This window comes from Bilophila sp. T19-St14 (assembly GCF_059728385.1).
In genome coordinates, this window is record NZ_BAAGFT010000001.1 from 711,485 (window position 1) to 737,547 (window position 26,063).

A 26,063-nucleotide genomic window follows, 5' to 3' on the forward strand; every position below is an offset into this window, starting at 1 on the left:
CATGTTCTTTTTGAACAGGTAAACCCTATACTATTTCAAACGCGTTGAAGAAATAGCGGGTTTCAAAGGCCGCCGTTTCCGGCGCGTCGGAACCATGTACGGAGTTCGCCTCGAGGCTGACCGCATATTTCTTGCGGATTGTCCCCTCAGCGGCTTTTTCCGGATTGGTGGCGCCCATGAGTTCACGGTACCGATGGATGGCGTCCTCACCTTCCAGAATGGAGCAGACCACCGGGCCGGAACTCATATAATTGGTCAGGCTGTCAAAAAAAGGACGCTCCCGGTGTACGGCGTAAAACCCTTCCGCCTGTGCCTTGGTCATGTGGATCATCTTGAGGGCCACGACCTTGAGGCCAGCCCCCTGGATCATGGCAAGGATTTCGCCGGTCAGATTCCGTTGTACGGCATCGGGTTTGATCAGGGAAAGGGTACGCTCGATCATGTTTGTTCACTCCTGTAGGTAAAAAGGGAGAGCCGACACATGTCTTCCTGCCTAAAGGACTCCTCGGCAAAAAGCAATCACTCCGTACCGCCGCCTTCATATACTGATACCTTTCCCTTGCTTCTTTTCATTCCCCATACATGAAAACGGGGACGTATTTTCCTTCATACTCACCCCGGGCAATAGGCCGTGTCGTCAATTAGATATAATATCTTGAAATTATTTTACTATTTTTCAGGTCATAAAAAGATTATTTTAAATAATTTAAAATAGTTATATGCAATATAACGACACAGCCTAAGGAATGGAGCAGATTGATGCGCTGGACTGCGGCGAACATATCGAAGATGCTCCATGTACATTTACGGGAAGTAAGCAATGCTGCACGCCCATCATTCACAAAAGTCATGAAGTGCCGTATCATGGGCCAAAAGGAGCATTTTCATGATACGGCACTATGATGAACTGAACAAATTGGACATGCCGCACAAAGGCGGCAAGGGGCATATCCTCGCTGCGGAACTGCTCAGCGGCGATGACTTCGCGGGCAAGGGCCGCCTTTTCAACCATTGCGTGCTCAAGCCCGGCTGTTCCGTCGGCCAGCATCGCCATGTCGGTGATTTTGAAGTCTACTATGTCCTCAGCGGCACTGGCCTTTATTTCGACAATGGCGAGATGAAGCCAGTAGCCGCCGGTGACGTAATGATCTGTAAAGACGGCGAGGAACACATGCTGGAGAACAACGGCACTGAAGATCTTGAATTTATCGCCTTGATCCTCTATACGTAATCTTCATTTCAATACCCGAATAACAATCATTCACATAACAGGTGGGTTACTGGTTCTATCGCTTCGCCCCCTCAATAGGCTAAAAGCCATAATGCAAAGCTCTCCTTTGAGGAGAGCTTTTTTGTTGCACAACCCCTTACTGCTTTTCAATATGGACAAAAACCGTTTGATGCCGTGATGTATAGCGGAATGTTGCAGCGTTGACATAGAGTTACGGTTACGTCTTTACATTATTGTAACCAATCTGGGAAGAGTCCATACATATTTCCTTATCATTCCTCCTCTCCTAAGTTTCTTTCTCAGCTATCTGTGCCCTGAGACGTTCACTTTTGCAATGAAAGATACATTTTAACTATATGAAATTCAAAATAATTTTTTTAAAATCATCGAGAAGGTGAACGTCTCGTGTCCTTTGGGGATTGACGAAAACCGCACATCAAATCTATAAGTTTGAGATCACAACCCCCGCCCGCCGCGAAGCATGATGGGAATCACATTTCCCCTTTCGTGGGAAACATGATGATACCCTATTCTATCTATTAGGAATAATAGATTAATTTTTTCATCAGAAAAATAGTGTTTCCGGCGTTCTCAAAGAGCCAAAAGTAGGTAATAGTATCGCCCGCACGGACGTTTGGCGGTGTGCGTGCACGCTACTATCGTAGCTCCTGATGTAAACGGAACAGGAGAAAAATGCGGATGACGGAAGCCATCATTCAAATCCAGAACCTCGAAAAACGGTTCAGGAGCAAAAATACCGAAGTCTATGCCCTCCAAGGCATCAACCTGACCATACGGAAAGGGGATATTTTCGGGATCATCGGCAAAAGCGGAGCAGGGAAAAGCACGCTGGTGCGCTGCATCAACATGCTTGAGCGGCCCACCGGCGGCAGCGTCATGTTTGAAGGCAAAGACATGTGCCGTCTGGGTTCGCGGGATCTGCAAGTGGCCCGCCGCAGCATGGGCATGATCTTCCAGCAGTTCAACCTCCTCATGCAGCGCACGGCTGAGGAAAACATCTGTTTTCCCCTGGAGCTTGCCGGGGTCAAAAAGGACGCCGCCCGCGAACGGGCGCGTGAACTGCTTGAGCTCGTCAACCTGTCCGACCGGGCGCAGTCCTACCCGTCGCAGCTTTCAGGCGGGCAGAAGCAGCGCGTAGCCATCGCCCGCGCTCTGGCCACCAACCCCAAGATCCTCCTGTGCGATGAGGCCACCTCAGCCCTCGACCCCGCCACCACGGAATCCATCCTTTCGCTGATTAAGGACATCAACCGGCGTCTGGGGATCACCGCCGTCATCATCACGCACGAAATGAGCGTGATCGAGAAAATCTGCAATCAGGTCGCCATCATCAGCCACGGGCGGATTGCCGAAACGGGATCGGTCGAAGAGGTTTTCTTCCACCCCCAGACCGAAGAGGCGCGCCAGCTCGTCATCCCCGAAGCCTTGCAGGATATGCCGCACAGCAGGCTGTACCGGATCATCTTCAACGGCCGTTCCTCGTTCGAGCCGGTCATCAGCAATCTGGTGCTGGAATGCGGGGCCCCCGTCAACATCATGTTTGCCGACACGCGCGACATCGGCGGGACGGCATTCGGTCAGATGGTGCTGCAACTGCCGGACAACGAGGACGTCGTCCGGCGTATCGTCGCCTATGCCGACTCCAAGGGACTGATGCTGGAGGAAATGAAGAATGTTTGATCAGGCCACCATCGAAATGCTGCTTGAAGGCGTCGTGGACACGCTGTACATGACGCTGGTCTCCACCTTTTTTTCCTATGTGTTCGGGATGATGATGGGGACAGTCCTCGTCATCTGCCGTCAGGACGGCATCACGCCCCGGCCCATGCTCTATGCCGTGCTTGATGTCGTGGTGAACCTGACCCGCTCGTTCCCTTTCCTCATCCTCATGATCGCGGTCATTCCCCTGACCCGCCTGCTCGTGGGGACGACCATCGGCAACAACGCCACGGTCGTCCCGCTGGTCATCGCCGCCGCGCCCTTCGTGGCCCGGCTTGTGGAATCCTCCCTGCTGGAAGTCGACGGCGGCGTCATTGAGGCGGCGCAATCTATGGGGGCGTCCACCATGCAGATCATCATGAAGGTGCTTTTGCCCGAAGCGTTGCCTTCGCTCATCAACGGCAGCGCCATCGCAGCGACCACGATCCTCGGCTATTCCGCCATGTCGGGAGCCGTCGGCGGCGGGGGCCTCGGCAAACTGGCGATCATGTACGGCTACAACCGTTACCAGACCGACATCATGTTCATCACCGTCGTCCTGCTCATCGTCATCGTGCAGGTGTTCCAGAGCTTCGGCAACTGGGCCACGAAGCGAAGCGACAGGCGCATTTCCTGATTTTTTCCGCGATAAACGGCTTCTTGGGCCCACGCCCGCGGCCGTGAACCTTTAACACTTGATAAGGATACGGTATCATGAAAAACTTCCGCTCCGCCCTTCTGGCCGCGGCCTTGTCCCTCGCCGTCGCCGCCGGTTCTGCAACCGCGGCTCAGGCCGCCACGAAAATCCGCGTCGGCGCTTCCCCGACGCCTCACGCGGAAATCCTCAAGGTCGCCAACGACGTTCTGAAACCGCAGGGTTACGAACTTCAGATCATCGAATATTCCGACTACGTGCAGCCCAATATGGCGCTCGAAGGCAAGGAGCTGGATGCCAACTTCTTCCAGCATAAGCCCTATCTTGACGACTTCAATAAAGAAAAGGGTACCAAGCTGATATCCATCGGCACCGTGCACTATGAACCTTTCGGCATTTACGCCGGCAAGACGAAGTCCCTTGACGCCTTGAAGGACGGCGCTATGGTGGCCGTGCCCAATGACACCACCAACGAAGCCCGCGCCCTGCTCCTCCTCCAGTCCAACGGCCTCATCAAGCTGAAGGACGGTGCCGGACTCACCGCCACCCGCCGCGACATTGCGGAAAACCCCAAGAAGCTCAAGATTGAAGAAATCGAAGCGGCACAGCTTGTCCGCGCCCTGCCTGACGTTGACCTCGCCATCATCAACGGCAATTACGCCATCCTCGGCGGCCTCAAAGTGGCCGATGCGCTGTCTGCCGAAAAAGCCGACTCCATCGCCGCGACGACCTATGCCAATATCCTCGCCGTACGCGCCGGAGATGAAAACCGCCCTGAACTCAAGGCGCTGATCAATGCCCTCAAGGGCGATCAGGTCAAGGAATTCATGACCAAGAAGTACGAAGGCGCCGTGGTTCCCGCCAACTAAGCCGCTTTTTGTCTCCCCGCCTTTATGCCCTGCCGGGACTCTCGGCAGGGCTTTTGTTTGCTGCGGCGAACTCCCCATTACCGAACCTGTTTTTTCCTGAATATTTCCGTACCGTCCGAAGCACATCCCTTTTAGACATCCTTTCAATATCCTATAAGACTGTATTTTACTATGCTGTGGAGATAAAACAACCATATACTATGATAAAGCCTTCTATAAATAAGTTGCACATGTGCTGAATACGGACATAGCAACACAGGATGTCCTTCTTTTAAGCAGTCTTGCAAGCATGAAAAGCCTCACCGCCAAGTAGCGGATCTATGTAAAGGCTCATCTTTTCCCTTTGTGATGTCTATAGCTTTTGTCTGGTTTCATGCAGAAATGCAGCCGACATTTCTTCAACGCTCCAATAGGGATACCGTATAAGGAGTATATCCTCTCCATGATGGAGTGGTGTGTTCCCCCAAAGACATGCTGCGTACATTTTTATTGGATCTGTCATATATATGATTGCTTTATCTCCACAGTACGGTGAAAATACGGCCTTTTTATCCAATTTTTTCGCTGAAGGACTCCATGCTTGGCTCAATCCATTGGTATTCTTTTGGAATTTCAAGAAATAAAGCATCAACCGTTTCCTATGGCACAGCTTTTTTATTCTTCCAACGCGGAAAGGGATGGGAAAAGGATAATCCTGAAAAACGGAATACATTGCCCCTAATAATGTATCACATTGCTTTACTTGACTTCTCAATCCAACGGGGATACCTGTTCACCCCGTTGCGCCTCAAACGGTTTCTGTAAAAGGCTGCGGGGCGCAGGTGGACGGGAATACGGTCAGCCGTCCCCCACAAAAAAGGAAGGCTGTGTCATAGAAAGTGGTTGATGCTTTTTTCCTTGAAGCCCCAAAGGAATAACCTGCAAAATGTCTTAACCAGGGATTCCGCAATGGGAAAACTGGAGAAAAAGGCTGTATTTTTCACCGTGCTGTGGAGATGAAGCAACCACATGCTATGACAGAGCCAAAAGAAAAAGCTCTCACCGGCTGAAGCATCCGGCAACGTTCCAAGGGAAAGCCAGCCGTCCGGGTTGGGTCAAGGATGAAACACAGCAAACACATTCAAGTATCGGAATCATTCCTGCTCTGCGCCCTGCTGACGATGACGGGAGGGTTCCTTGATGTCTACACGTACATCACGCGGGGAGAGGTCTTTGCCAACGCACAGACGGGGAATATCGTGCTCCTTGGGCTGAATCTTGCGGAAGGCAACCTCAAGGAAGTCGCCCTTTACTTTTTCCCCATCATCGCGTTTGCCTTGGGCATCCTGTTCACGGAGTGGATACGGGCCAAATTCAAGGAATACGATCTGCTTCACTGGAGGCAGATCGTTGTTTTCTTTGAGGCGCTTCTTCTCTTTTTTCCGGCCTTCATGGCCTCCGGGGTATGGGATACTGCCGTCAACATCCTGATTTCCTTCGTCTGTGCCGTACAGGTGGAAAGTTTCAGAAAAGTCAATGGGCACAGTGTGGCGACGACCATGTGTACCGGCAATCTCCGCAGCGCCACCGAGCAGATATTCCATTATGTCCGCACGCGAGACCCCGATACAAAGAAAACCATCCTCAGCTACTACGAAATCGTCGTCTTTTTCGCGCTCGGCGCAACGCTGGGGGCCGCCCTGTCCACCCTCTTCGCTGAAAAAGCCATTCTGTTCTGCTGCCTCTTTCTTATCATAGCGTTCTTGAGCATGTTTGCGAAAGAAATATGAGCCTAAAACCGCATCTAGGCCGTGTGGAAAAAACTGACGGACGTTTCGAGCGGAGGGCAAGACGGCCCGGAAGCCCCGGCTCCTTGCGCTCCCCATGCCTGTTTGAAAAGGATCTGTCACAGCATGTGATTGCTTCATCCCCACAGCACGGTGAAAAATACAGCCTTTTTCTCCAATTTTTCCGCTGGCTGGCTCTATAGCCGAGGCATTTTATTGGTTATTCCTTTGGAACTTCAAGAAAGCATCAGCCATTTCCTATGATATGGCCTTTGAAAAAGCAGGCACGGCATCCGTAAAAGGACATCGTGCCTGTTTTCATATTATTTTAGGCCGTATCGCCACGCCGGGTACGGTATTCGGCCTTTTCCTGATACATACGCTTATCCGCCTGTTTCACCATATCCATGATGTGCACGTCCCCTTCGGTCCATACCTGCCCAAGCGACAGGGATTCGGGGTATGCTCTATTGGCCTCGCGTCGAAGCGCGGCGAGCTTCTCATGAAAAACCCGTTTCGGAATGTTCCGGCAGAGGAAGACGAATTCGTCGCCGCCAATGCGGAAAAGATCGTCCCCCCGGAAATAGCGGCTGAATATCCGGCTGATGTCCCGGATGTATTTGTCGCCGGAGTCGTGCCCTTGCTGATCGTTGATGCGCTTTAACCCGTTGAGATCCACAAAAACGACGCCGAGCGAATCCGGGGGATTTTTTTCAAGCTTCTGCAATACGGAAATATAGCTGTTCCTGTTATGCAGCCCCGTCAAGCCGTCGCAGTAGCTCATCCGCTTGAGCTCGCTCTGCATATTGCGCTTCCGCTGCTCATTCGTAACGAAATAGGCCAACGAATGCAGCAGGGAATGATCGTCCTGATTGGCCTTTGGGTTATCCACGCCGATGAACCCGGAAATGACATCATTCAGGACGAGAGGGACAACGATGAGCCTCTCGATCCCCTGCGGCTTGAGTACGTTGTACATATCCAAATCGCTGTCCCGGATTGACTCAAGGTTGTCGATAACCACATCCTCACGCCGCTCAAACATCTTCTGCCAGCAACTGATGCAGCTGAAAGGCACATTTTGGAGGGCTTCTTTCTGAGGGGAAATACCCTCTGAGCACCATTCATAGGTGTTGTTGGCGATGAGTTCGCCGCTTTTCAAAACGCTGTACTCGAAAATATAGGCGCGATCAGCCTGATGCATCGTTCCAAGGTTCTCCAGAACCATGTCCACGGCTTGCGGGAAATTTTCTTCCCTGTTCAAAATACGGATGCACTCCAGCAAGGTGCTCTCAATATCAAGCTTGCGCTGCACAGCTTGGCTGATGTTCTCCTTTTCCGTAATGTCGACGGCAAATTCCAGCCGGGCAAGATGCCCATTCCAGTGGATCAGCTTGTCTCTGAGCAAATAATGGCGGTGCGAAACGGGATTGGTAATTTCCCAAATGTAGAATGTTTCACAGTTGAGAAACGGATTGGTACAAAACGGGCATGGAGCATCAAGGCCTTGCAAGACTTCATAGCACTTTTTGCCATTTCCGATGTCCGTAATCCCGAATTCCTTTTTTCCGAACTCATTCAGATAGAGGATCTCGTATGTGGTGGTATCGCTTACATAAACGATTTCATCCACTTCATCCATAATAATCTGCAACAGGCTCTCAGGGCAGTCTCGGCGGTTACCGGAAAGAGATTGCGCATTGGAAAGAAATGTTGTCATGCTGCGGATCCATTCACATTTTGGATGACGGCCATTTTGGGAAGACCCTGCCATAGAAAATGGTTGATGCTTTTTTCCTTGAAATTCCAAAAGAATAACCAACAAAAGGCCTCAGCCATAGATTCCGCCAAGGGGAAGACTGGAAAAACTGCATTTTCACTGTGCTGTGAAGATGAAGCAACCACATGCTATGGCAGAGCCTTTTAAAATCCCTCAGCCACGAATGCCCCGGCTGCTCAGCCAAGGGGAATGGCGTTTCCCTCTACACGTTTTCCTTCTCATTTTCCAAATAAGGAGAAACAAAAACATTCTTGGCGTTGCATTATCGGCTAAATTATTTTATTTTACAACAGAAATAATATGTTATCAAGATGTCTGGCAACCATCCAAAGGGCCTCGGCCATTCCTCAAATACGCACCAGCCGTTTAATGCTATGGTTCTTCGGCATCGGCGAAAATAAGTACGGAGGGGGCCTTTGCCGTGCCTCATCGCCGTGTCGCCGAAAAAGCCTCTTGAGCTTTATTGCATCCCCGGCCTTCTCAGGCTATCACACCGCCTATGAACACGTTGCAACTCAGGAACTCCTTTCTGCTGTTCCTCACCGCCGTCATTTGGGGAGTGGCCTTCGTCGCCCAGAGCGTAGGAATGGACTATGTGGGCCCCTACACGTTTACCTGCGTGCGCTCCTTCATCGGCGGCCTGTTCCTCATCCCCTGCATTGCACTGCTCAACAGGCTGAACCCCGTCTCCCCCGGCGGCATCAAGCCCTCGGATACAAAAACAAGGGGGCAGCTCTGGATCGGCGGCGTGTGCTGCGGCGTGATGCTCTGCTTCGCAAGCTGTTTTCAGCAAATCGGCATCATGTATACATCCGTGGGCAAGGCGGGGTTCATTACGGCCTTCTATATCATCATCGTCCCACTCCTTGGGCTGTTCTTCAAAAGACGGTGCGGCCTGTTCGTCTGGATCGGCGTAGTGCTGGCCATCATCGGCCTCTATTTCCTCTGCATTACGGAGAGCCTAACCATCCAGTTTGGGGATTTCCTAATCTTCATTTGTGCCATCCTGTTTTCCATCCATATTTTGATCATTGATTACTTCACGCTGCGCGTGGATGGCGTCAAAATGTCCTGCATCCAGTTTTTCGTCTGCGGCCTGCTCTGCGCGGTTCCCATGCTGCTCTTTGAGGCGCCGAACCTCACGCAGCTCTTCGCCGCATGGAAACCTATCCTCTATGCGGGGATCATGTCGAGCGGCGTTGCCTATACGCTGCAAATTGTGGGGCAGAAGGGCATGAACCCCACAGTCGCCTCCCTGATTCTCAGCCTTGAGGCCGTGGTGTCCGTGTTGGCCGGATTCGTCATACTGAACCAGCAATTGACCATGCGGGAAACGGTGGGATGCGCCTTCATGTTCTGCGCAATCGTGCTTGCGCAGCTCCCGCAGAAGAACGTAAAAAACGCTGGGGCGGCTCCAGCATAACACGGGGTGCGGCATGAGGATATGCATCATCACGGGCGGCACAGGCGGCATCGGTTTCCACCTTTGCGAAGGCTTCCAGCGTGCGGGGTATGCGGTCACGGCCCTCGACGTGGAACAGCACAAAGCCTTGCCTGAAGGCATTGGCTTCATCCGAACCGACTTGAGGCAGGCCGAGGCTGTCAATGATGCCTTCCAACGGGTGACGGAACGGCACGGCGCCGTCCACGTTCTCGTCAACAACGCGGCCCTCGCCCATTTCCACAAGCCCATCATGGAAATGACCGCCGACGAATTCGACAGCGCCCTTTCCGTAAACCTGCGCGGCGCGTTCCTGTGCGCGCAGGCATTCATCAAGGCCAACGCGGGGCAGGATTACGGGCGCATCATCAATATCGCCTCCACCCGCTGGAACCAGAACGAAGCGGGGTGGGAGGCCTACGGCGCTTCAAAAGGGGGCCTTGTCTCCCTCACGAATACGCTGGCCGTATCCCTGAGCGCCACGCCGATCACGGTCAACGCCGTGAGCCCCGGCTGGATACAGGCCGACGGCTATGAAGCGCTTTCCCCTGCGGATCATGCCCAACACCCTTCCGGGCGTGTGGGCATCCCCCGCGATATCGTCAATGCCTGCCTGTTCCTTGCCCACGAGGAAAACGATTTCGTCAACGGGCATAACCTTATTGTTGACGGGGGGATGACCAAACGGATGATTTACGTCGAATAACGGTTTCGGAACACGACGTCTCGTTAAACGGCACCCCGCAACACAACAAAACTACGCTGTCGGAGGCTCTCATGGATTGTCAACGCGATACGGAAGCACGCTCCCCTCTTCAGACGCACCTCTTTTCGCTCCAAGGCCATACAGCACTTGTCACAGGCGCGGGTTCCGGGCTCGGCAAATATATGGCCCATGCCCTGCTCCACGCTGGGGCCAATCTCATCCTCGTGGGCCGCACGCCGGATCGTCTTGAAGCCTCGGCGGAAGAGATCTTTGCCAGCTTGAAGCAGCAGGGCTGCCGCCTTGCGTATGATTCCGATCCCTCGGCACGCTCCGCCCATCGGGATCCGGATCAAGACAAGCGCATCGCCTGCATTGCCTTCGATGTGAGCGAACTCAAGGCGCTGCCGGAGCTCGTCCAAAGGGCGTCCCAGCCTTTCGGAGCACCGGACATCCTCATCAACGCCGCCGGCCTGAACCCGCGCAAGCCGTGGGACGAACTCACGCCCGAAATTTGGGAATACACGCTGCGGCTCAACCTTTCCGCGCCGTTCTTCCTTGCTCAGGCCCTCGTACCCGAAATGATGCGCCGAGGATGGGGGCGCATCATCAACATCGCCTCCCTTCAAAGCAGCCGCGCCTTCCCCAACGGCCTGCCCTACGGGGCGTCAAAGGGCGGCATCGCCCAGCTCACGCGGGGCATGGCCGAAGCATGGTCACGCCCCGGAACGGGCATTACGGCCAATGCCATCGCGCCGGGCTTCTTCAAGACGCAGCTCACCGCCCCGCTCTTCGACAGGCCGGAAGTCGTCGAGGCCCTCGCCCGGCAAACCACCATGAAGCGGGTGGGCTTCGCGGAAGATATTCAAGGATTGACCATGTTCCTCGCTTCCCCTGCGTCCGACTATATCACGGGGCAGATCATCCATATTGATGGAGGCTGGACAGCCATATAAACGAGCCCTACGCGCTAAGAGAGGAGGCGTTGGCCTCCTCAATCGTTTCTGATGGATGCCCGTTTTTGCGCCTTCCACACCCCACTGCGCCACATGAGGCATACAAACACGCTCGGACTCGCCAAACTCGGCGTCACCGCTGATTTTTCCGTTGAGGGCGGGGTGGTTGTACTCGGCGATGACGGCATGCCGGAGGGCCTGCTCAAAGAAAACGCCTAGTTCGCGGTATTCCAACGTTCCATCCATACCGCCGTCAACCGCACAACCACGGCGGGGCGCATTCTCGGCCCAGATCAGAGAATCTCCCCGCTCGACGCCCTCAAAGCCTATACCGTCAATGCCGCCAAGTGCAGCGCACGGGATCATGCCGTCGGTACAATCGCTCCCGGATACTACGCGGATTTTGTACAGCTTTCCGGAAATCCGCTGACCGTGCCGCCCGAGTCCATCGAAACGCTTTCCGTGCTCAAGACCATCTCCGGAGGGCGCATCGTCTACGAATCCTGAGATCATCTCCAAGGCTGCCAGCCGTTCACGCAAAGGCTGGCAGCCTCTTTTCTCCGTCCCGCGTTTTGCCTCACTTCCCCGTTTTGGGAATGTTTTTTATGTCGCTCATCCTTCATGTTTTACTTTAGCTATGACGACCTTCAGAGGCATCAGTCCTCAAAAGGGCCTTTTCACTCCATACCGCCGCATCTTGTCGTACAATGCGGATCGGCTTATACGCAGCACGGCGAGTGCTCCCCTCTTCCCTTCAATCCGCCAGCCCGACTGCTCCAGCGTCCTCTCGATATACCGTTTTTCGAGATCCGCCAGAGACGGATTTCCGGAAAACAACTCTTCGGGCATCTCCCCACCTCCCAGAGCCTCGACGCCTCGGGAAGTCTCTGTATGCTCCACCGGAGCAGGAAGCGTCAGGTGCCGCCCCCCGGTCAAGACGACCGACTGCTCGATGACGTTGCGCAGCTCGCGTATATTCCCCGGCCAACTCCAGCTTTCCAGAATACGGCGGTTTTCCGGAGAAAAATCCTGAATGCATTCCCGATGATGCCAGTGCGAAAAAAAATGCAGATAGTAGCGGGCAATGGCGAGGATGTCGGCCTTGCGTTCGCGCAGCGGAGGGATTTTCAGATTGATCACGGCGACGCGATAATAGAGATCCGCGCGGAAGAGCCCCTGCCTGACCGCATGGGTGATGTCCCTGTTGGAGGCCGCGATAAGGCGGAAGTTCACACTGATGGTCTGCGTTCCGCCCACGCGATGGAAGCAGCGCTCCTGAAGGACCCGCAGGAGCTTGGCCTGCACCCGCGTGCTGGCTTCCGTAAATTCATCCAGAAACAGCGTGCCGTTTTCAGCCATTTCCACAAGACCGGGCTTGCTGGTCATGGCTCCCGTGAAAGATCCCTTTTCATGCCCGAAGAACTCGCTCTCGAACAACTCGTCCTGAAGGCTCGCCATGTTGATGATGACAAGCCTGCCGCTCCTGCCGCTTTTCTCGTGGATGTACCGAGCCACCATCTCCTTGCCCACGCCGGATTCCCCGCAAAGCAGAATGGAAGCGTCGGTTTTCGCCGCAAGTTCCACATCGCCGAGAAACCGTCCCATCTCATCGGAAACGCAGATCATTTCTCCAGAGCTATCCGCAAGCGTCTCAAGGCGATCCGTATGACGCCGCTCCCGCTCCATGACGCGGGAACATTCCCACGCAAGGACACGCCCGATATCTTTCAACACATTCTCTTCAAGGACGGTTCGGACCTCCGGCAAAAAAGCCCCAACATGGCACAGCGCATAAACCCCATCGGGACGGCAGTCTATGGGGATGCCGATCAACATGCTTCCGAACCCCATCCTTCCTTCCTGCACATTGTCCAGAATAAGCGGAGTTCCCTCGGCTACGAGCTCCATGAGATCGGGCAGGGAGGCATAAGGATATGTCACGGATTCGAGCTTGCCTCCGAGAACGGCCACAAGGCGAAGCGGCGCATGCGGATACGGGACATGAAAGAGGTATCCCTGCGTAGTGCCGAGGATGCGGGCCGACTCCGCCAACAAAGCCTGCGAAAATGCCTCGAACTGTTCCCATGTCCTGTTGGGGGAAAAACTTTCACGGTAGGCTTCGAGAAGGGCCCGTGAGGAAAGATTGGCGTCCCCATGCTTGCGCATGTAGGAGGGAAGCAGAGCAAGCAGTTCCTCCGGCCAGAAAAAATCCTTGAGATAATCGTACATGGGCCATGCGTCGCTCACGAGCAGCACGGCCTTTTCCTTGTCGTTGCGCCGCAACGCCAGTGAAGCCAGCGCCAGCCGCGTTTTCGCCGCCTCAAGCGGGCAGCCTATCTTTTCAAGCAGTGCGAGGCTGTCCTGATACAGGCCGAGCGCCCCATCCTCATTTCCTCCGCGCATCAGCGCATTGCCGAACAAGCGGGCCGCAACGCCCCGCAACATACGGTTGGGCCCCTTGAGGCAGCGTTGCAGCTCCTGCTCCGCCGAATAGCAGGGAAGCGGCGGGCATCCCTGCTCCTGAAAGGCGCACAAAAGCTCAAGCAGTGCGCCCCCCAGATAAATCGGGCGCTCATACCCCTGACGCCGTGCCTCATCCAGTGCCGAATGGAGCACCTTGTAGGCCGCCTTCAGATTTCCAGACAACATATGGTAGTAGGCGAGGTGGCGCGCATTGGTGACGCCGCTGACGATATCCGCCTGCGGCGAAACGCCTATTTGCGCTATGTCCAGCTGTTCCAGCGCCTTTTCATATTGCCCCATGCGCAAGTACAACGCCGCAAGCTGCCCACGTATGGAACGGGCGAGCTGGTTGTCGCTGCGCGCGGCGAACATGCGCAGCCGCGAGAGCAGCAGCCCGGCCGCCAGCTCAAAATTCCCCCGGCAGGAAGCCGCAAAGCTCCAGTGCCTGACATAAAACATTTCGACGAGATGGTGCTCCTGCGCGCGCAGTTTCCGGCTTGCGCGGGAAAAGAGGTTCATTGCCTGTTCGTAGTTCCCCTCAATGAAATGGTAAATGCCCAGATAGGGCGTCGCCTGCTCGAACAGATCCGGTTCTTTGAGCGCCTCAAGCGCCGCATACCCGCGGGCCATGATAGCGTGGAAACGCGGGTTCCCGTGTTCCGGCGTATTGCAGACGTTTATGGAGCCGATGAGCAGGTCGAAGAGCGCCATGTCGCGTCTGTCCCCGAACTTCACGGCCAGCCCCCGCGCCCGGAAAAAGAGCCGGGCGAGCGAAGGCGTATTGCTGCCCGAACAAACGATAAGCGGGTGCACGTCACGGCAAAGACGTCGGTACCGCTTTGCCCCATCAGCGCTTAACCCTCGCAGGACTATACCCAAAAGGCTCCGATGGACGAGACGGAGGACACTATTGATCTCCGCTGGGCGCAAGGTGTTCATGCGGCTTAATCCCAGCCCCAGCAACACTTCCAACGCCCCAAGCTCTTCCCCCTCCGCAGCCAGCCGCAAAAACGATTCGAGGCCGGAGCCGGAGGGCCGAGCCAGCAAAAACGAGCACGCCTCCTTGTGGGCTTGGACACGCTTCATCAGACGGAACCGGCGTTCCCTCCCGGAGGAAGGCGGACAGCCGGGGAACGTACCCCGCTCCGCTTCAGCGAGCGGGATCTGGGCAAGCTGTGCGAGCAATTCGGGGGACCATTTCCCTTCAAACAGATCCGCGAGCAATGTCCCGACAGCACTGTCCGCATACCACGCCTTTTCTTTCGCCATATCCTTCTCCTTCGCCGCGGCCCATCGACCGTTCAGCCTTCGCCAGCATAGCCGTCCGAAAACAAGACGGCAATATACAAAATTGTACGTTTTTAAGACAAAAAAAGAAATATGAGGGAGTCCTTTTCAAATAAAACTAATAAAAACGCTACAATAACGAGATGGAACGCCCTTTGCTTACTCTTTATCAACGACGCACAACATTTCGCTGCCGTGACGTTCATCCCCATGCAGCCTAGAGGAGGGTTTCCTTTCAACTTGTTTCCCTGACCAAAGAAAAACACCACGGCGGCAGCCATGTTTCGGACGCACTGTCCCCACAGGGGCAGTCACCTTCCCAATCAGATGCGTAAAAGGAGTTCATATGATCCACAGCATCGATCCTGCGGCCTGTACCGGCTGCGGAACCTGCACCAAGACATGCCCACTGGATGTTTTCAGGCTCGAACCCGCGCAAGAAGCCCTTTCCCCTTGCATGGCGGCTTGCCCCGCCGGGGTCGACATTCGCGGCAACCATTACCTGATCCAGCAGGGGCACCTTGGCGAAGCGGCCCGGCGCTACCGCAGCGTCCAGCCGTTTCCGGCCATCACGGGCCGGGTATGTTTCCATCCCTGCGAGAAAAAATGCGCCCGGAACCATGTGGACGAGGCGGTAAACATCAATGCCGTCGAGCAGATCATGGGTGACTGGGATCTGAAGGCGCCTCTCGAAAAGCCCGTCCGCAGACACATTACAAAGGTCGCGGTGATCGGTTCCGGCCCGGCGGGGCTTTCCTGCGCGTGGTTCCTCGCACAGATGGGATACCCGGTGACGGTTTTCGAGGCTATGCCGCTTCCCGGCGGCATGTTGCGGTACGGCATCCCCGCGTATCGGCTTCCCGACGCGATCGTTGCGGCCCATATCGCCCGGCTTGAAGCGATGGGCGTCGCCTTCCGCTGCAATACGAAGATCGGCGAAGGCGCGGACCTGAGCCTTTCCGACCTGAAGCGGTTAGGATTCAAGGCCATCATGCTGGCCCCCGGAACGACGGTCAGCCGCAAGGTACACATGGAAGGCGTCGAGCTCCCCGGCGTCCACTGGGGCCTTGAGTTCCTGCGCGCCAACCGGGGCGATGAGCGGCCTAGCCTGTCCGGAGACGTGCTCGTCATTGGGGGCGGAGACGTTGCTGTAGATGCCGCCATCACTGCTAAAAGGCTTGGTGCCGCCAAAGTGAGCATGGCCTGTCTTGAATCGCGCGAAACCATGCCCGCGTACCCGCACAATCAGGCGGACGCCCTGAGGGAGGGCATCGAATTCCATTGCGGGTTCGGCCCCGGCGTCATCCTTCAAGAGAACGGGCATGTCGCGGGCATGGAACTGAAAACGTGCATCCGGGTCGTCGACGAACAAGGGCGTTTCGCACCTCTGTTCGATGAAAACGCCACCATGCGCATCCGGGCCGATCATATTATCTTTGCCATCGGCCAAGCATCCGAACTGAACGGGTTCGCCAAGGACGTGCGCACTGAACAGGGACGTATCGTGGTTGAAGACGTCACCTTCGCTACCTCGACGTGGGGAATCTTCGCCGCGGGCGACGCCGCCACGGGCCCTTCTTCCGTCGTCAGCGCCATTGCCGGCGGACGCGAATGCGCTTTTTCCATCGACCGCATGCTCAAGGGCGCGGACATCCGGGGCGAACGCGGGCGCAAACGTCCCGATCTCCCTGAGGAACAATGGCCCCGCGAAGGCATCCGCCATGAACCGAGACAGGAGCGCGTCAGCCATCCAGCTCCCTCCAGCGATCCTTTTGCGGAAACCTTGCAGCCTTTGGATATGGAAGCCTGCTTTGCCGAGGCCCTGCGGTGCATGACCTGCGGCAGCAAGTCCCGCATCACCTATACCGACGACTGCATGACCTGTTTCAACTGCGAGCTGAACTGCCCTTCTGGGGCCATCTATGTGCATCCCTTCAAGGAACGTTTCGCCCGCACCCTTGATCAAATTGAAGCCGACAACCAGTAAGTGAGGCGCATATGAAAGAACAAGGCTATCAATACACGACGGATCTGCTGGTTATCGGCTGCGGTTTCAGCGGAATGTGGGCTGCCATGCGTGCCAAGGATTTTCTGGGCGATGTGCTGGTCGTGGACAAGGGGCCTCGAGACTGGGGCGGGCTAGGCGGGCTTTCCGGCGGGGACATGATCGTCAAGCAACCCGACATGAAGCTGGACGATCTGCTCGACGATCTCGTGTATTATTACGACGGGCTTGCCGATCAAAAACTTCTCGGACAGATCCTGACGCAATCCTATGATCGGTTCATGGATTTTGAGAATCTGGGGCACAAATTCGTCCGCAACGACAAGGGAGAACTGTGCTTCATCCCCCAACGCGCCCTTGATTACATGCGCTATTACTACTACCACCCCTACGGGATGGGCGGCATCGAAAAAGCCCGCCTGCTCAAGCAGGAATGCGAAAAGAGGGGCGTGCGGCGGCTTGGGCGCACGGTCATCACCGACGTCATCACCGACGGCGAACGCGTGACCGGGGCCGTGGGCTTTCACAGCCAGAGCGGGGTGCCCGTCTTCATCAAGGCCCGCGCCGTTCTGCTCGCCACCAATACGGGCGGCTGGAAGCCCTCCTACCATCAGAACACGCCAGCCAGCGAAGGCGTCAGCATCGCTTGGAACGCAGGCTGTGCCATGCGGAACTTTGAATTCTGGAAAGTATGGAATGTGCCGGTCGATTTCGCGTGGGAAGGGCAAACGGGCCTTCTCCCCAAGGGAGCCCGGTTCCTGAACGCCAAGGGAGAGGATTTCATGAAAAAATACTCCCCCAAATTTGGAGCCAAGGCCGATCCCCATTACAATACCCGGGGCATGGTGCACGAAGTGAGAGCCGGAAACGGCCCCATCCGTTTCGATTGCAGCCAGATGAAGCCCGAGGATGTGGAAACCATGCGCCCCAGAGCGGGCTGGATGGGCCTCAACGACAAGAAGCTGCGCGAACTCGGCATCGATTTCTTCGGGCAAAAACTGGAATGGATGCCGCAAGTGCGCCATACGTACGGCGGCATTGTAGCTGATCTCGACGGTTCCACCGCCATAAAGGGGCTCTATGCCGCCGGGCTTGCCCGCAATCCCGATCCGGGCGTCTACATGGGCGGCTGGGCCACATGCATCACGGCGACGACGGGTTATTCGGCTGGGGAAGCTGCCGCGCAGTTTGTACAGGGGCATGATGCCGTGGCCTTTGATGAGGCGTACGCCGCCTCCCGGCTTGAAACGTTCACCGGATACCTCGGCAAGGACGGCATCGCGCCCAAGGATGTCATCTCCGACATGCGCGAGGTCATGAGCGCCCCCGACATCGCGCTGATGAAGACGGGCAAGGGGCTTTCGCGCGGGCTCGACCGTGTGGAAGAAATCCGCTCGGAAGTGCTGCCGCACCTGGGAGCGCGAGATCCGCACGAACTCGCCAAGCTGTTTGAGGCCACGTCCACAGTGCTCCTTACCGAGCTGTGCCTTAATGCAGCCCTGATGCGCAAGGAATCCCGCGCCGGGCATTACCGCGAAGATTATCCTGAACGGGACAACGAACACTGGCTCAAGTGGATCGAGCAGAAGCAGGTCGACGGCAAGCGGGAAGTCCATACCGTCCCTGTTCCCTTGAACGACTACCCTATCAAGCCATACCGCTACTACATGGACAACTTCAACTGGCCGACGCCTCACAAGGCCGTCTGATTCCAAATCTATCCCCCTTTTATCCGGTTTTCAGGCCCGCCGTTTCCCGTCTCCACAGAAGGACGGGAAACGGCCTCCCTCCCTTTTTGCCAACAGGCAAGACCCCCCTGTTACAGAGGCACCACGCAAGGAGAACCGGCCATGCAACTTCCTTCCTCTCTCAAAGACAAAGAGATCGTCTACTACGCCCATTCCCTGACAAGCCTTCTGATCATGTTCGGCTGCGGCCAGCTCACGCCCATACCCCCTTTGACTCCGCTGGGGATGAATCTCATCGGCATCTTCCTCGGAGTACTATATGGCTGGATTTTCATAGACATCATTTGGCCGAGCATGGCGGGCCTGCTGGCGCTCATGCTCATCGGCGGCATGAAGCCCAGCGAGCTGTTCCAGACCAGTTTCGGTGATCCGCTCGTTATGATGATGTTCTTCATTTTCGTCTTCTGCGCGACCATCAACTATTACGGCCTGTCCAAGTTCATCTCGCTGTGGTTCATCACCCGCAAATGCGTCGCGGGGAAACCGTGGCTGTTCACCTATACATTTTTCCTGTCCATCATGCTGCTGGGCGCACTGACCAGCGCATCCCCGGCGGTCGTCATCGGCTGGAGCATCCTGTACGGCATCTGTGACAAGTGCGGCTACCAAAAGGGCGAAGGCTATCCGACGATGATGGTTTTCGGCATCGTGTACGCCGCGCAAATCGGCATGTCGATCATCCCGTTCAAGCAGGTTCCGTTTACCGTACTCGGCGCGTATGAAAACATGTCCGGCGTGACCATCGATTACGCGAAGTACATGATCATTGCGATAACATGCTGCGCGCTGTGCTCCCTGCTGTTCATCGTCATGGCCAAGTACGTGTTCAAGCCCGACATGAGGAAACTGATCTCGCTGGATACGGAAGGGCTGGACACGGAAGGCGCGCTGCGGCTGAATAAAGTCCAAAAAATCGTGCTGGGGTTCCTGTTCGCGCTGGTCATCCTGCTGCTTTTGCCTAACATCCTGCCCGCCACGTCCGGCATCGCCCGCTTCTTCAAGACCATCGGGAACACGGGCATCTGTATGCTCCTCGTAACCGTGATGTGTCTCCTCAAGGTCGACGGCAAGCCGCTGCTCCGGTTCAAGACGATGGTGGATTCCGGGGTGACGTGGGGGATCATCCTCATCCTCGCCGTGGTGATGCCCCTTTCCCATGCGATGGCCAACGACGAAAGCGGGATCACCAAGTTCCTCATGGCATTGATGACACCCTTCTTCGGAAACGAATCTTCGCTGGTATTCGTACTGTGCATGGGCTTTTTCGCTACGGTCCTCACGCAGTTCATGAACAACGGCGCAACGGGCATCGCCCTGATGCCCGTCGTCTACAGCTACTGTACAAGCATGAACGTTCCTCCCGAGCTTGCCATCATCATGGTGGTCATGGGCGTCCATATCGCGTTCCTCACTCCGGCCGCCAGCGCGAGCGCCTCGCTGCTGCACGGCAACGAGTGGTCGAATGCGAAAGCCATCTGGAGGACCGTGCCCATCGTCATCCTCGCAACATGGGCCACTATTTCGTTTATTGTCGTTGTACTGGGCAAAACCCTATTCTAACATTTCACAGAGCCTTTCTACCAAGACAGTATCCTTAGCCCGCGTAACTTCAAAAGGCAGAAAGGGTATACATGGGATGGTAATCTTCTCATGTATACCCAGCAATCAGTTAATGTGAAACAGAATATTAAGCTTCAAACGCGAGTTCAATACAGGAAGCGGCGTAACTCTCTTGATAAATACCGGAAATGAACTCTACAAGGTAACAATACTTTCATCTACGGAAATTTTGCCGTAGGATAACAATTCCAGATAATTCCGCACAAAAAAGAGGAGAAACTGTTGCTTCCCCTCTTTTTTCTATCCTGTTGCCAATGGCAGTTTTCTACACCTCCAGATGGTGCGGCTTCACAACGGTTCGTCCGTCCTCCAAAGAGCTTCGTCTTCCCTGCGGGATAAGCACCGAAAAGAAACTTCTCACCGCGATGGCTTGCCTCCCTCGATACGCCCCTGCGACGAAGCCGACATCACTTGTTGGGGATAAGCTCGTAGCCAAGTTCGTGTGCCATCACTTTCAGAGGCGTGGTGTCTCCCGTAGTCTCGATGATCGCCATAAACGTCTCCACGCCAAGCTTCGCCCCCTTGTCATAAGGGTTGATCTCCCGCATCAGCGTCGAATAGGGCTTACCGACGGCTTCAGCGACACTTTTGGCGGGAACTTCCCCATCTCTCACCGTCTTCTGAATCTCTTTGATAAGCTGTTCGTGCATGTCCGTTCTCCTTTCAGTCGTCATTGCCAACATCCCTCGCCAGAGGGACATTTTCCTAACGCCGCCAGATGTAGAATGAGACATCTTATATCGTTTTTTTGATATATATAAAATGATAAATAGTCAAATACTCTTCACCGTAACGTGTTATATACAAAAAAATGTTTTGTTACAGTATATTATATACAATCTTCAAAGTGTGTCCTTACCGGATCGGAGGAGGCGAAAACATGGGGCAAACATCTCCCCCAACTAGGCCGTGTCGTCATTTGACATGCAGCTATTTTAATTTATTGAAAACAATCTTTTTATAACTTAAAAATAATTTAATAATATAAATATATTATACAATTAACGACACGATCTGGAGGAAAAAACGAAATACTGCACCTCAAAAATTCCGAAGGCATCGCCCTACAGAACCGCGCCGCAACAGTATGCCGCTGACTCAGCCCATAAGAGAAGTTGCGTTTTCGGGTTCAGCATAACACTTAACAGTCTCCACTCAATGCGAAAGGCCCCCTCCTTACGGATAGAGGACCTCCCTCAGCAGTTTGCGACCCCAGTAAGCCGCTTTTTTCAACTGTCCCGATATCTTCCTAACTCTCTGAATGGTTGTTTCACCTCCACCACATGGTGAAAATAAAAGGCTGTTTCGTAGAAAATAGCTGATGCTTTTTTCTTGAAGTTCCAACGGAATTACGGAATTGTTGAAAATAATCTTTTTATGATTTAAAATAGTTAAATTATTTCAATATATTATACAATTAACAGCACGACCTAACCATGTATTTCGCCAGCGAAAAAACCGGATAAAAAAGCCGTACTTTTACCGTGCTGTAGAGATAACACAACCCAATATATGACAGAGCCAAATAAAATTCCTTCTTGTTTTCCCGTTGGTGCCCCCCATAGCCAAGGTGTTTTTGGTTATCTTTTTGGAAGGCTCTGCCATAGTATCTTGTTGTTTTTGTTTTACAATATGCTTACCATATAGATTTTTCCAGATTTTCTCACTGATGGGCTCCATGACTGGGGCGTTTTATTCGTTATTCCGTTGGAATTTTAAGAAATAAAACATCAACATCAACCGTTTCCTATGGCACAGCCCTCTAAAAGGTGGGGCACAAAAATGCGCGATTCCTAGGTGCCAAAGGTATCCGGGAATCGGGAACAGCGTTCCTACGCTGGCTTGATGGAGGGCTCACCGGCAGGCAAGCTCCCTGCGGACAGGGTTTATGATGCCAATAAACTGCTCGCGTCAGCGGAACGCCGAAACCATGAAGCGGTTATTCCTCCATGCTTGGCGGGCTGATCCGACGAGAGTACGACGCACATGCGAAAGAGCGTCATCTTGCTGAATGGTTCTTTTTGCCAAGCTAAAACCATCCCGCAGGGTTGCTGCTCGATATGCTCAACTTGCCGTAACATTTAAAGCGGCTGCCATACTCGCCGCACGCCTGATTTGACTTCAATAAACTGTTTAGAGACAGCCCCTAATCGCCCCGTTTACAGGCAAAACGCCTTTCTCTGGTCAAGCGCTCCGCGTGCCTTCCCTCCCCTTCAAGAAGCCCGGTGAACTCGGCTGCCGGCATTGGGCGGGCGAAAACGTAACCTTGGATAATATCGCATCCCGTCGTTTCCAGAAAAGCCACCTGCTCGTGCGTCTCAACGCCCTCAGCGACCGTGGACATCTTGAGTTCTGCGGCCATACGCATGATGTTTCGGATGACGATCTTGGCCTGTTCATCGTCTTTCGCCGTGCGGAAGAACATACCGTCGAGCTTGAGCACGCTTACGGGCAACGCTTTGAGCACATTGAGCGAGGAATATCCCGCCCCGAAATCATCAATGGCGCACTTTATCCCCGCCCGGCGCAACTCATGCACGGCGGAACTCAATAGCGCCACATTCTCGAAAAAGATGCTCTCGGTGAACTCCAATTCCAACAAACCGTCGGGGATAGCGTACTGGGACTTTATCTTGATATACCGTTCAACGAAGTCTGGCGTATGGAACTGCATGCGCGACACATTGACGGAAAGGGGGCAGGGCTCGATCCCTGCGTCGATCCACTGGCGCAACAGGACGCATACGGATACGAACATAAACTGATCGAGCTTGACAATAAAGCCGTTTTTTTCAAAAAGCGGAATGAATTCGCCGGGAGAAAGGAATCCCTGATCCGGGCTCTTCCATCGTACCAATGCTTCCCCTCCCGCGAGGGCCCGGCTCCCAACCCAGTATTTCGGCTGGATGTAGACAAGGAATTCCCCATCGGCAAGAGCCTTTTCCATGCGTATTTCCAGATCCTTCTCCCTCAGCAGCTTGTCACGCATGGTGCGGTCGTAAAATTTCCACTGGGCCGCCCCCTTCCTCTTGATCGTCTGCAAGGCCATGTTGGCGCGATCCAGCAGCGAATTGATGTCCGAGACGCCGCCGTCTTCCACGCAACAGATACCAGAACGCAGCTCCAACTGGTAGTTTTGCTTCCGGGACATGATGAAATCATTGAGCGCACGGGAATACGCCTCGCAATACGCCACCAAATCCTCTTTCTCCTCATAGGGGAACAGCACCAGAAACGCATCGGCCAGCATACGCGCGACGAGCACCGGGCGGGGCGCTTCGCGCTCCAATATCCGCGCAAAGGCCTTCAGCAGCGCATCCCCTTCTGAATACCCCATCACGTCGTTGAATATCTTGAAGTTGAGCATATTGATGGACAAGAGCGCACATGGGAGCCCATCCGCGGCTTGAAGCCTTTCTTCGCCATCCTGCCTGAACTTCGCAAAATTCCGCACTCCCGTGAGCTTGTCCGTAAACGCGAGCGCATACATCTCTTTCTGATAACCCCGCGTGATGTACAGGTAAATGAGGAAGCAGATCAGAAAGCCCGCAAAAATCAGGAAACAGATAAACAGTGTTTTCTGAATGATGGAGTTCGCTTCCCGCATGATCTCCACGTTGGGGACAATGGAAACGACATACCATCCGTCCATCTCAGGCATGGGGACGTAGCAAAAAACATATTCCTCATGCTGGTTGTTGAATACGGCTATGCCCATCTTGCCGTTTTTCAAGGAATTACGGAACGATTCCACGACATTTGGGTTATTTTCGCCCTGGCTGATGAGATCGAACAGGTTGGAAAAGGTCTTGTTGCTGGCAGGATGAACCGAGCGCATGGCAATATTGCCGTCCGGAGCCACCACATAGGAAAACCCCGTATTGTTATAGAAGGACATGGCATAGGTAGCGTACAGCGTCTCGACGTTATAGCCCTTGAACAGGTATGCCTTGCGCCCGTCGGGGAAATCCACCGCCGTATAAATGGTAAGTGTCCTCCTCCCCGTCCCCCGGTTGTGGTACGGGAACAGCAAACCGCTGCGCGCATGCAACCCCTTGAGGGTATCCATTTCCTGAGGCGTGAGCGTAACGGCAAGCCCGCTGTCCACATAGCCGGTGCCATCCTCGAAGATAAGGGCGGAAAGGTTGCCCGTATCGGAAAGGAATGTCTTCAATTTGCTGCGGATGCGTTCCGAATCGGATGACTTTCCCTGCTCAAGTTCATTCGCCAGCATGCGCAGCATTTCAATATCTTTAATATAGCCACGCTGGAGCACATTCGCGCCGCGCGCGGTGCTCTCCATAATATTTTTGACTGAATTATCCCACAGGGACTGTTGCACCGACTCCATGAAGTCAAAAGAAATCCAACACAACACCCCAAAAAGCAAGGCAACGGCGGAACCGATAAACAAGTTTTGTTTTCGCGGCGTCATCATAACTGTTTTCCTTCTTCCTGCCGGGCGTCGTGCAAGGCTTGAATGACGCTTTCCGTCGCTTCCTCGGCAGAGGCACCTGAAAGGATCAATTCGATACCGGAGTCAAGCCAGCGCCAAAGATCGTGGTGCAACCTGATATCCGAATGAAAAATCCCCCTCCCCGCATCCATGCTCTTCCAAAGCGGATGCACAGCCTTATCCGCTGGAAGGGGCGCATCCTTCAACGGGCTGAAACACCCCTGCCCATCATTGAAAACCCGAATGCTCTCTGGACTCGTCAGCCCTTCCACCAACTGGACGGCCTGCGGCACATGCTCCCCCCGTGAACTGACCGAAAGCGGCGTATCAAGGCCGAGTACGGCGACAGCCCCTTGACTCGTTGCCGGAAGGGGAAAAACGGAAAAGCGAAACGCGGGCTGCGCCTTGCCAAGCACAGGGGAGAACCAGCTGCCACCGATCATAAACGGCTGCTCACCCGCCAAAAAGGACATGCCGGGCATGTTTTCCCGTATCTGGATGAGCCCGTCGACATCAAAATACCCTTTATCGCGCAGCAAAGCCAGAAAAAGGAAACCATTCAGCAATGTTCGCCTCAAAAAAGCCTCATCCGTGTTGAGCGAATGGAAGAAGGCGTCGGCATTCCCAAAGGCGGCAGGCTCAAAAGCTCTGGCAATGAGCAGGGCACGCAAACATTCCCGTGTTACGGCAAGGGGGATGAGCCCCGTGCGGCGGAAGGTTTCACAGGCGGCAAGAAACTCATCCAGCGTCTGTGGAACCTTCAGCCGGTTCCGCTCAAGCATATTCAGATTGCAGAACAGGCCGAACGCCCCAAGGCTGGTCGTCACATACGGGACGGCGTCACCATTCCGCATTTGCGCAAGGACTTGCTGGCGATATGCGGCCAAGGTCGGCAGGTTGGCAAGATCGACAAGCAGTCCCTCCGGTATTTGGTACCGGGAGCCCAGTGAAAACATGAACACGTCGTCAAGGCTGTTTGACCGGATCCGCTTCTTCAGGATGCAAGGGTACTCATGTAACGGAACCCACTCGTAACTAACAAGGATGTTTTGATGTAACTTTAAATAATCATTTAAGACATGCTCTGTGGCCGTTTTATTTTCGGATGGATATTGAACGCCCAAAAATGTCAGCAGGACTTGCGGGTACAGGGCGGGGTTATCGTATTCCACGTTCTGATTGCCCCTTTGGAAATAAAAACCGGATAAAAGAAAGTATTGTGAGAGGATGAATAAAAAAAGCAACTTTCTCATAAAAAAATACCGAAATGACTTTGCAGTGTTGAGGATATGTGTGTCTGTCACGCAAACAGCGCTGCTAAAAAAACGGCTTGCCTATACAAGAAAGAAAAAACTGCCTGCTGG

General features: G+C 54.3%; 19 protein-coding genes. 13 read left to right on the top strand and 6 right to left on the bottom strand.

The annotated features are described in order from the left end of the window. Window positions 1-25 precede the first annotated feature (25 nt). Window positions 26-442 carry a nucleoside-diphosphate kinase gene (gene ndk, locus AC6I1V_RS03180; protein WP_302551615.1) on the bottom strand — a complete coding sequence of 139 codons (417 nt, stop codon included), beginning with the start codon at window positions 440-442 and terminating at the stop codon, window positions 26-28. Window positions 443-886: 444 nt separating this feature from the next. On the opposite strand from ndk, the gene AC6I1V_RS03185 reads away from it, so the two are divergent. The 5 genes from AC6I1V_RS03185 to AC6I1V_RS03205 all read left to right on the top strand — a co-directional run bounded on the left by AC6I1V_RS03185 (window position 887) and on the right by AC6I1V_RS03205 (window position 6,243). Further along, the gene (locus AC6I1V_RS03185; protein WP_486854933.1) at window positions 887-1,231 is read left to right on the top strand and encodes a cupin domain-containing protein; all 345 of its coding nucleotides are present in this window, start codon (window positions 887-889) and stop codon (window positions 1,229-1,231) included. A 699-nt stretch (window positions 1,232-1,930) separates the two neighbouring features. Further along, window positions 1,931-2,932 carry a methionine ABC transporter ATP-binding protein gene (locus tag AC6I1V_RS03190; protein ID WP_368044244.1) on the top strand — a complete coding sequence of 334 codons (1,002 nt, stop codon included), beginning with the start codon at window positions 1,931-1,933 and terminating at the stop codon, window positions 2,930-2,932. Next, on the top strand, window positions 2,925-3,587 hold the full coding sequence (locus AC6I1V_RS03195) for a methionine ABC transporter permease (protein WP_308771239.1): 663 nt from the start codon (window positions 2,925-2,927) through the stop codon (window positions 3,585-3,587). Before AC6I1V_RS03190 ends, AC6I1V_RS03195 begins: the two co-directional genes overlap by 8 nt. A 77-nt stretch (window positions 3,588-3,664) precedes the next feature. Further along, a complete protein-coding gene (locus AC6I1V_RS03200; protein WP_302551610.1) occupies window positions 3,665-4,474 on the top strand; it encodes a MetQ/NlpA family ABC transporter substrate-binding protein in 810 nt (269 codons plus the stop codon). Window positions 4,475-5,574: 1,100 nt separating this feature from the next. Beyond that, complete coding sequence (locus tag AC6I1V_RS03205; protein WP_302551609.1) at window positions 5,575-6,243, top strand: YoaK family protein; 669 nt, start codon at window positions 5,575-5,577, stop codon at window positions 6,241-6,243. Between the two features lie 325 nt (window positions 6,244-6,568). Here AC6I1V_RS03205 and AC6I1V_RS03210 read toward each other — a convergent pair whose 3' ends face one another. Further along, window positions 6,569-7,960, bottom strand: coding sequence for a GGDEF domain-containing protein (locus AC6I1V_RS03210; RefSeq protein WP_497736836.1), 1,392 nt, complete (start codon window positions 7,958-7,960; stop codon window positions 6,569-6,571). 559 nt (window positions 7,961-8,519) lie between these two features. Here AC6I1V_RS03210 and AC6I1V_RS03215 point away from each other — a divergent pair. The 5 genes from AC6I1V_RS03215 to AC6I1V_RS03235 all read left to right on the top strand — a co-directional run bounded on the left by AC6I1V_RS03215 (window position 8,520) and on the right by AC6I1V_RS03235 (window position 11,627). Further along, window positions 8,520-9,443 (top strand): DMT family transporter, encoded by a 924-nt coding sequence (locus AC6I1V_RS03215; RefSeq protein ID WP_486853743.1) that lies wholly within the window; start codon window positions 8,520-8,522, stop codon window positions 9,441-9,443. Window positions 9,444-9,456: 13 nt separating this feature from the next. Continuing rightward, window positions 9,457-10,167 carry an SDR family NAD(P)-dependent oxidoreductase gene (locus AC6I1V_RS03220; protein ID WP_497736837.1) on the top strand — a complete coding sequence of 237 codons (711 nt, stop codon included), beginning with the start codon at window positions 9,457-9,459 and terminating at the stop codon, window positions 10,165-10,167. A 71-nt stretch (window positions 10,168-10,238) separates the two neighbouring features. Beyond that, window positions 10,239-11,120 (top strand): SDR family NAD(P)-dependent oxidoreductase, encoded by an 882-nt coding sequence (locus tag AC6I1V_RS03225; protein ID WP_486853745.1) that lies wholly within the window; start codon window positions 10,239-10,241, stop codon window positions 11,118-11,120. A 93-nt stretch (window positions 11,121-11,213) separates the two neighbouring features. Beyond that, complete coding sequence (locus AC6I1V_RS03230) at window positions 11,214-11,339, top strand: hypothetical protein (protein WP_486853746.1); 126 nt, start codon at window positions 11,214-11,216, stop codon at window positions 11,337-11,339. A gap of 21 nt (window positions 11,340-11,360) precedes the next feature. Next, window positions 11,361-11,627 carry an amidohydrolase family protein gene (locus AC6I1V_RS03235; RefSeq protein ID WP_486853766.1) on the top strand — a complete coding sequence of 89 codons (267 nt, stop codon included), beginning with the start codon at window positions 11,361-11,363 and terminating at the stop codon, window positions 11,625-11,627. A gap of 156 nt (window positions 11,628-11,783) precedes the next feature. Here the strand turns inward: AC6I1V_RS03235 and AC6I1V_RS03240 are convergent, their stop codons facing one another. Then, window positions 11,784-14,852 carry a sigma 54-interacting transcriptional regulator gene (locus AC6I1V_RS03240; protein WP_486853747.1) on the bottom strand — a complete coding sequence of 1,023 codons (3,069 nt, stop codon included), beginning with the start codon at window positions 14,850-14,852 and terminating at the stop codon, window positions 11,784-11,786. Between the two features lie 364 nt (window positions 14,853-15,216). On the opposite strand from AC6I1V_RS03240, the gene AC6I1V_RS03245 reads away from it, so the two are divergent. The 3 genes from AC6I1V_RS03245 to AC6I1V_RS03255 all read left to right on the top strand — a co-directional run bounded on the left by AC6I1V_RS03245 (window position 15,217) and on the right by AC6I1V_RS03255 (window position 20,183). After that, on the top strand, window positions 15,217-16,857 hold the full coding sequence (locus tag AC6I1V_RS03245; RefSeq protein WP_486853748.1) for an FAD-dependent oxidoreductase: 1,641 nt from the start codon (window positions 15,217-15,219) through the stop codon (window positions 16,855-16,857). An 11-nt stretch (window positions 16,858-16,868) separates the two neighbouring features. Beyond that, window positions 16,869-18,584, top strand: a complete 1,716-nt coding sequence (locus tag AC6I1V_RS03250; RefSeq protein ID WP_486853749.1) for an FAD-binding protein — start codon at window positions 16,869-16,871, stop codon at window positions 18,582-18,584. 141 nt (window positions 18,585-18,725) lie between these two features. Next, window positions 18,726-20,183 (top strand): SLC13 family permease, encoded by a 1,458-nt coding sequence (locus AC6I1V_RS03255; RefSeq protein WP_486853750.1) that lies wholly within the window; start codon window positions 18,726-18,728, stop codon window positions 20,181-20,183. Window positions 20,184-20,650: 467 nt separating this feature from the next. On the opposite strand, the gene AC6I1V_RS03260 is transcribed toward AC6I1V_RS03255, so the two are convergent. From AC6I1V_RS03260 to AC6I1V_RS03270, 3 genes are all read right to left on the bottom strand, one after another. Next, window positions 20,651-20,893 carry a phage regulatory CII family protein gene (locus tag AC6I1V_RS03260; RefSeq protein ID WP_302551598.1) on the bottom strand — a complete coding sequence of 81 codons (243 nt, stop codon included), beginning with the start codon at window positions 20,891-20,893 and terminating at the stop codon, window positions 20,651-20,653. A gap of 1,496 nt (window positions 20,894-22,389) precedes the next feature. Continuing rightward, window positions 22,390-24,681 (bottom strand): bifunctional diguanylate cyclase/phosphodiesterase, encoded by a 2,292-nt coding sequence (locus AC6I1V_RS03265; protein WP_486853751.1) that lies wholly within the window; start codon window positions 24,679-24,681, stop codon window positions 22,390-22,392. Beyond that, a complete protein-coding gene (locus AC6I1V_RS03270) occupies window positions 24,678-25,952 on the bottom strand; it encodes an ABC transporter substrate-binding protein (protein WP_497736838.1) in 1,275 nt (424 codons plus the stop codon). The genes AC6I1V_RS03265 and AC6I1V_RS03270 overlap by 4 nt, the downstream gene beginning before the upstream one ends. Window positions 25,953-26,063 lie beyond the last annotated feature (111 nt).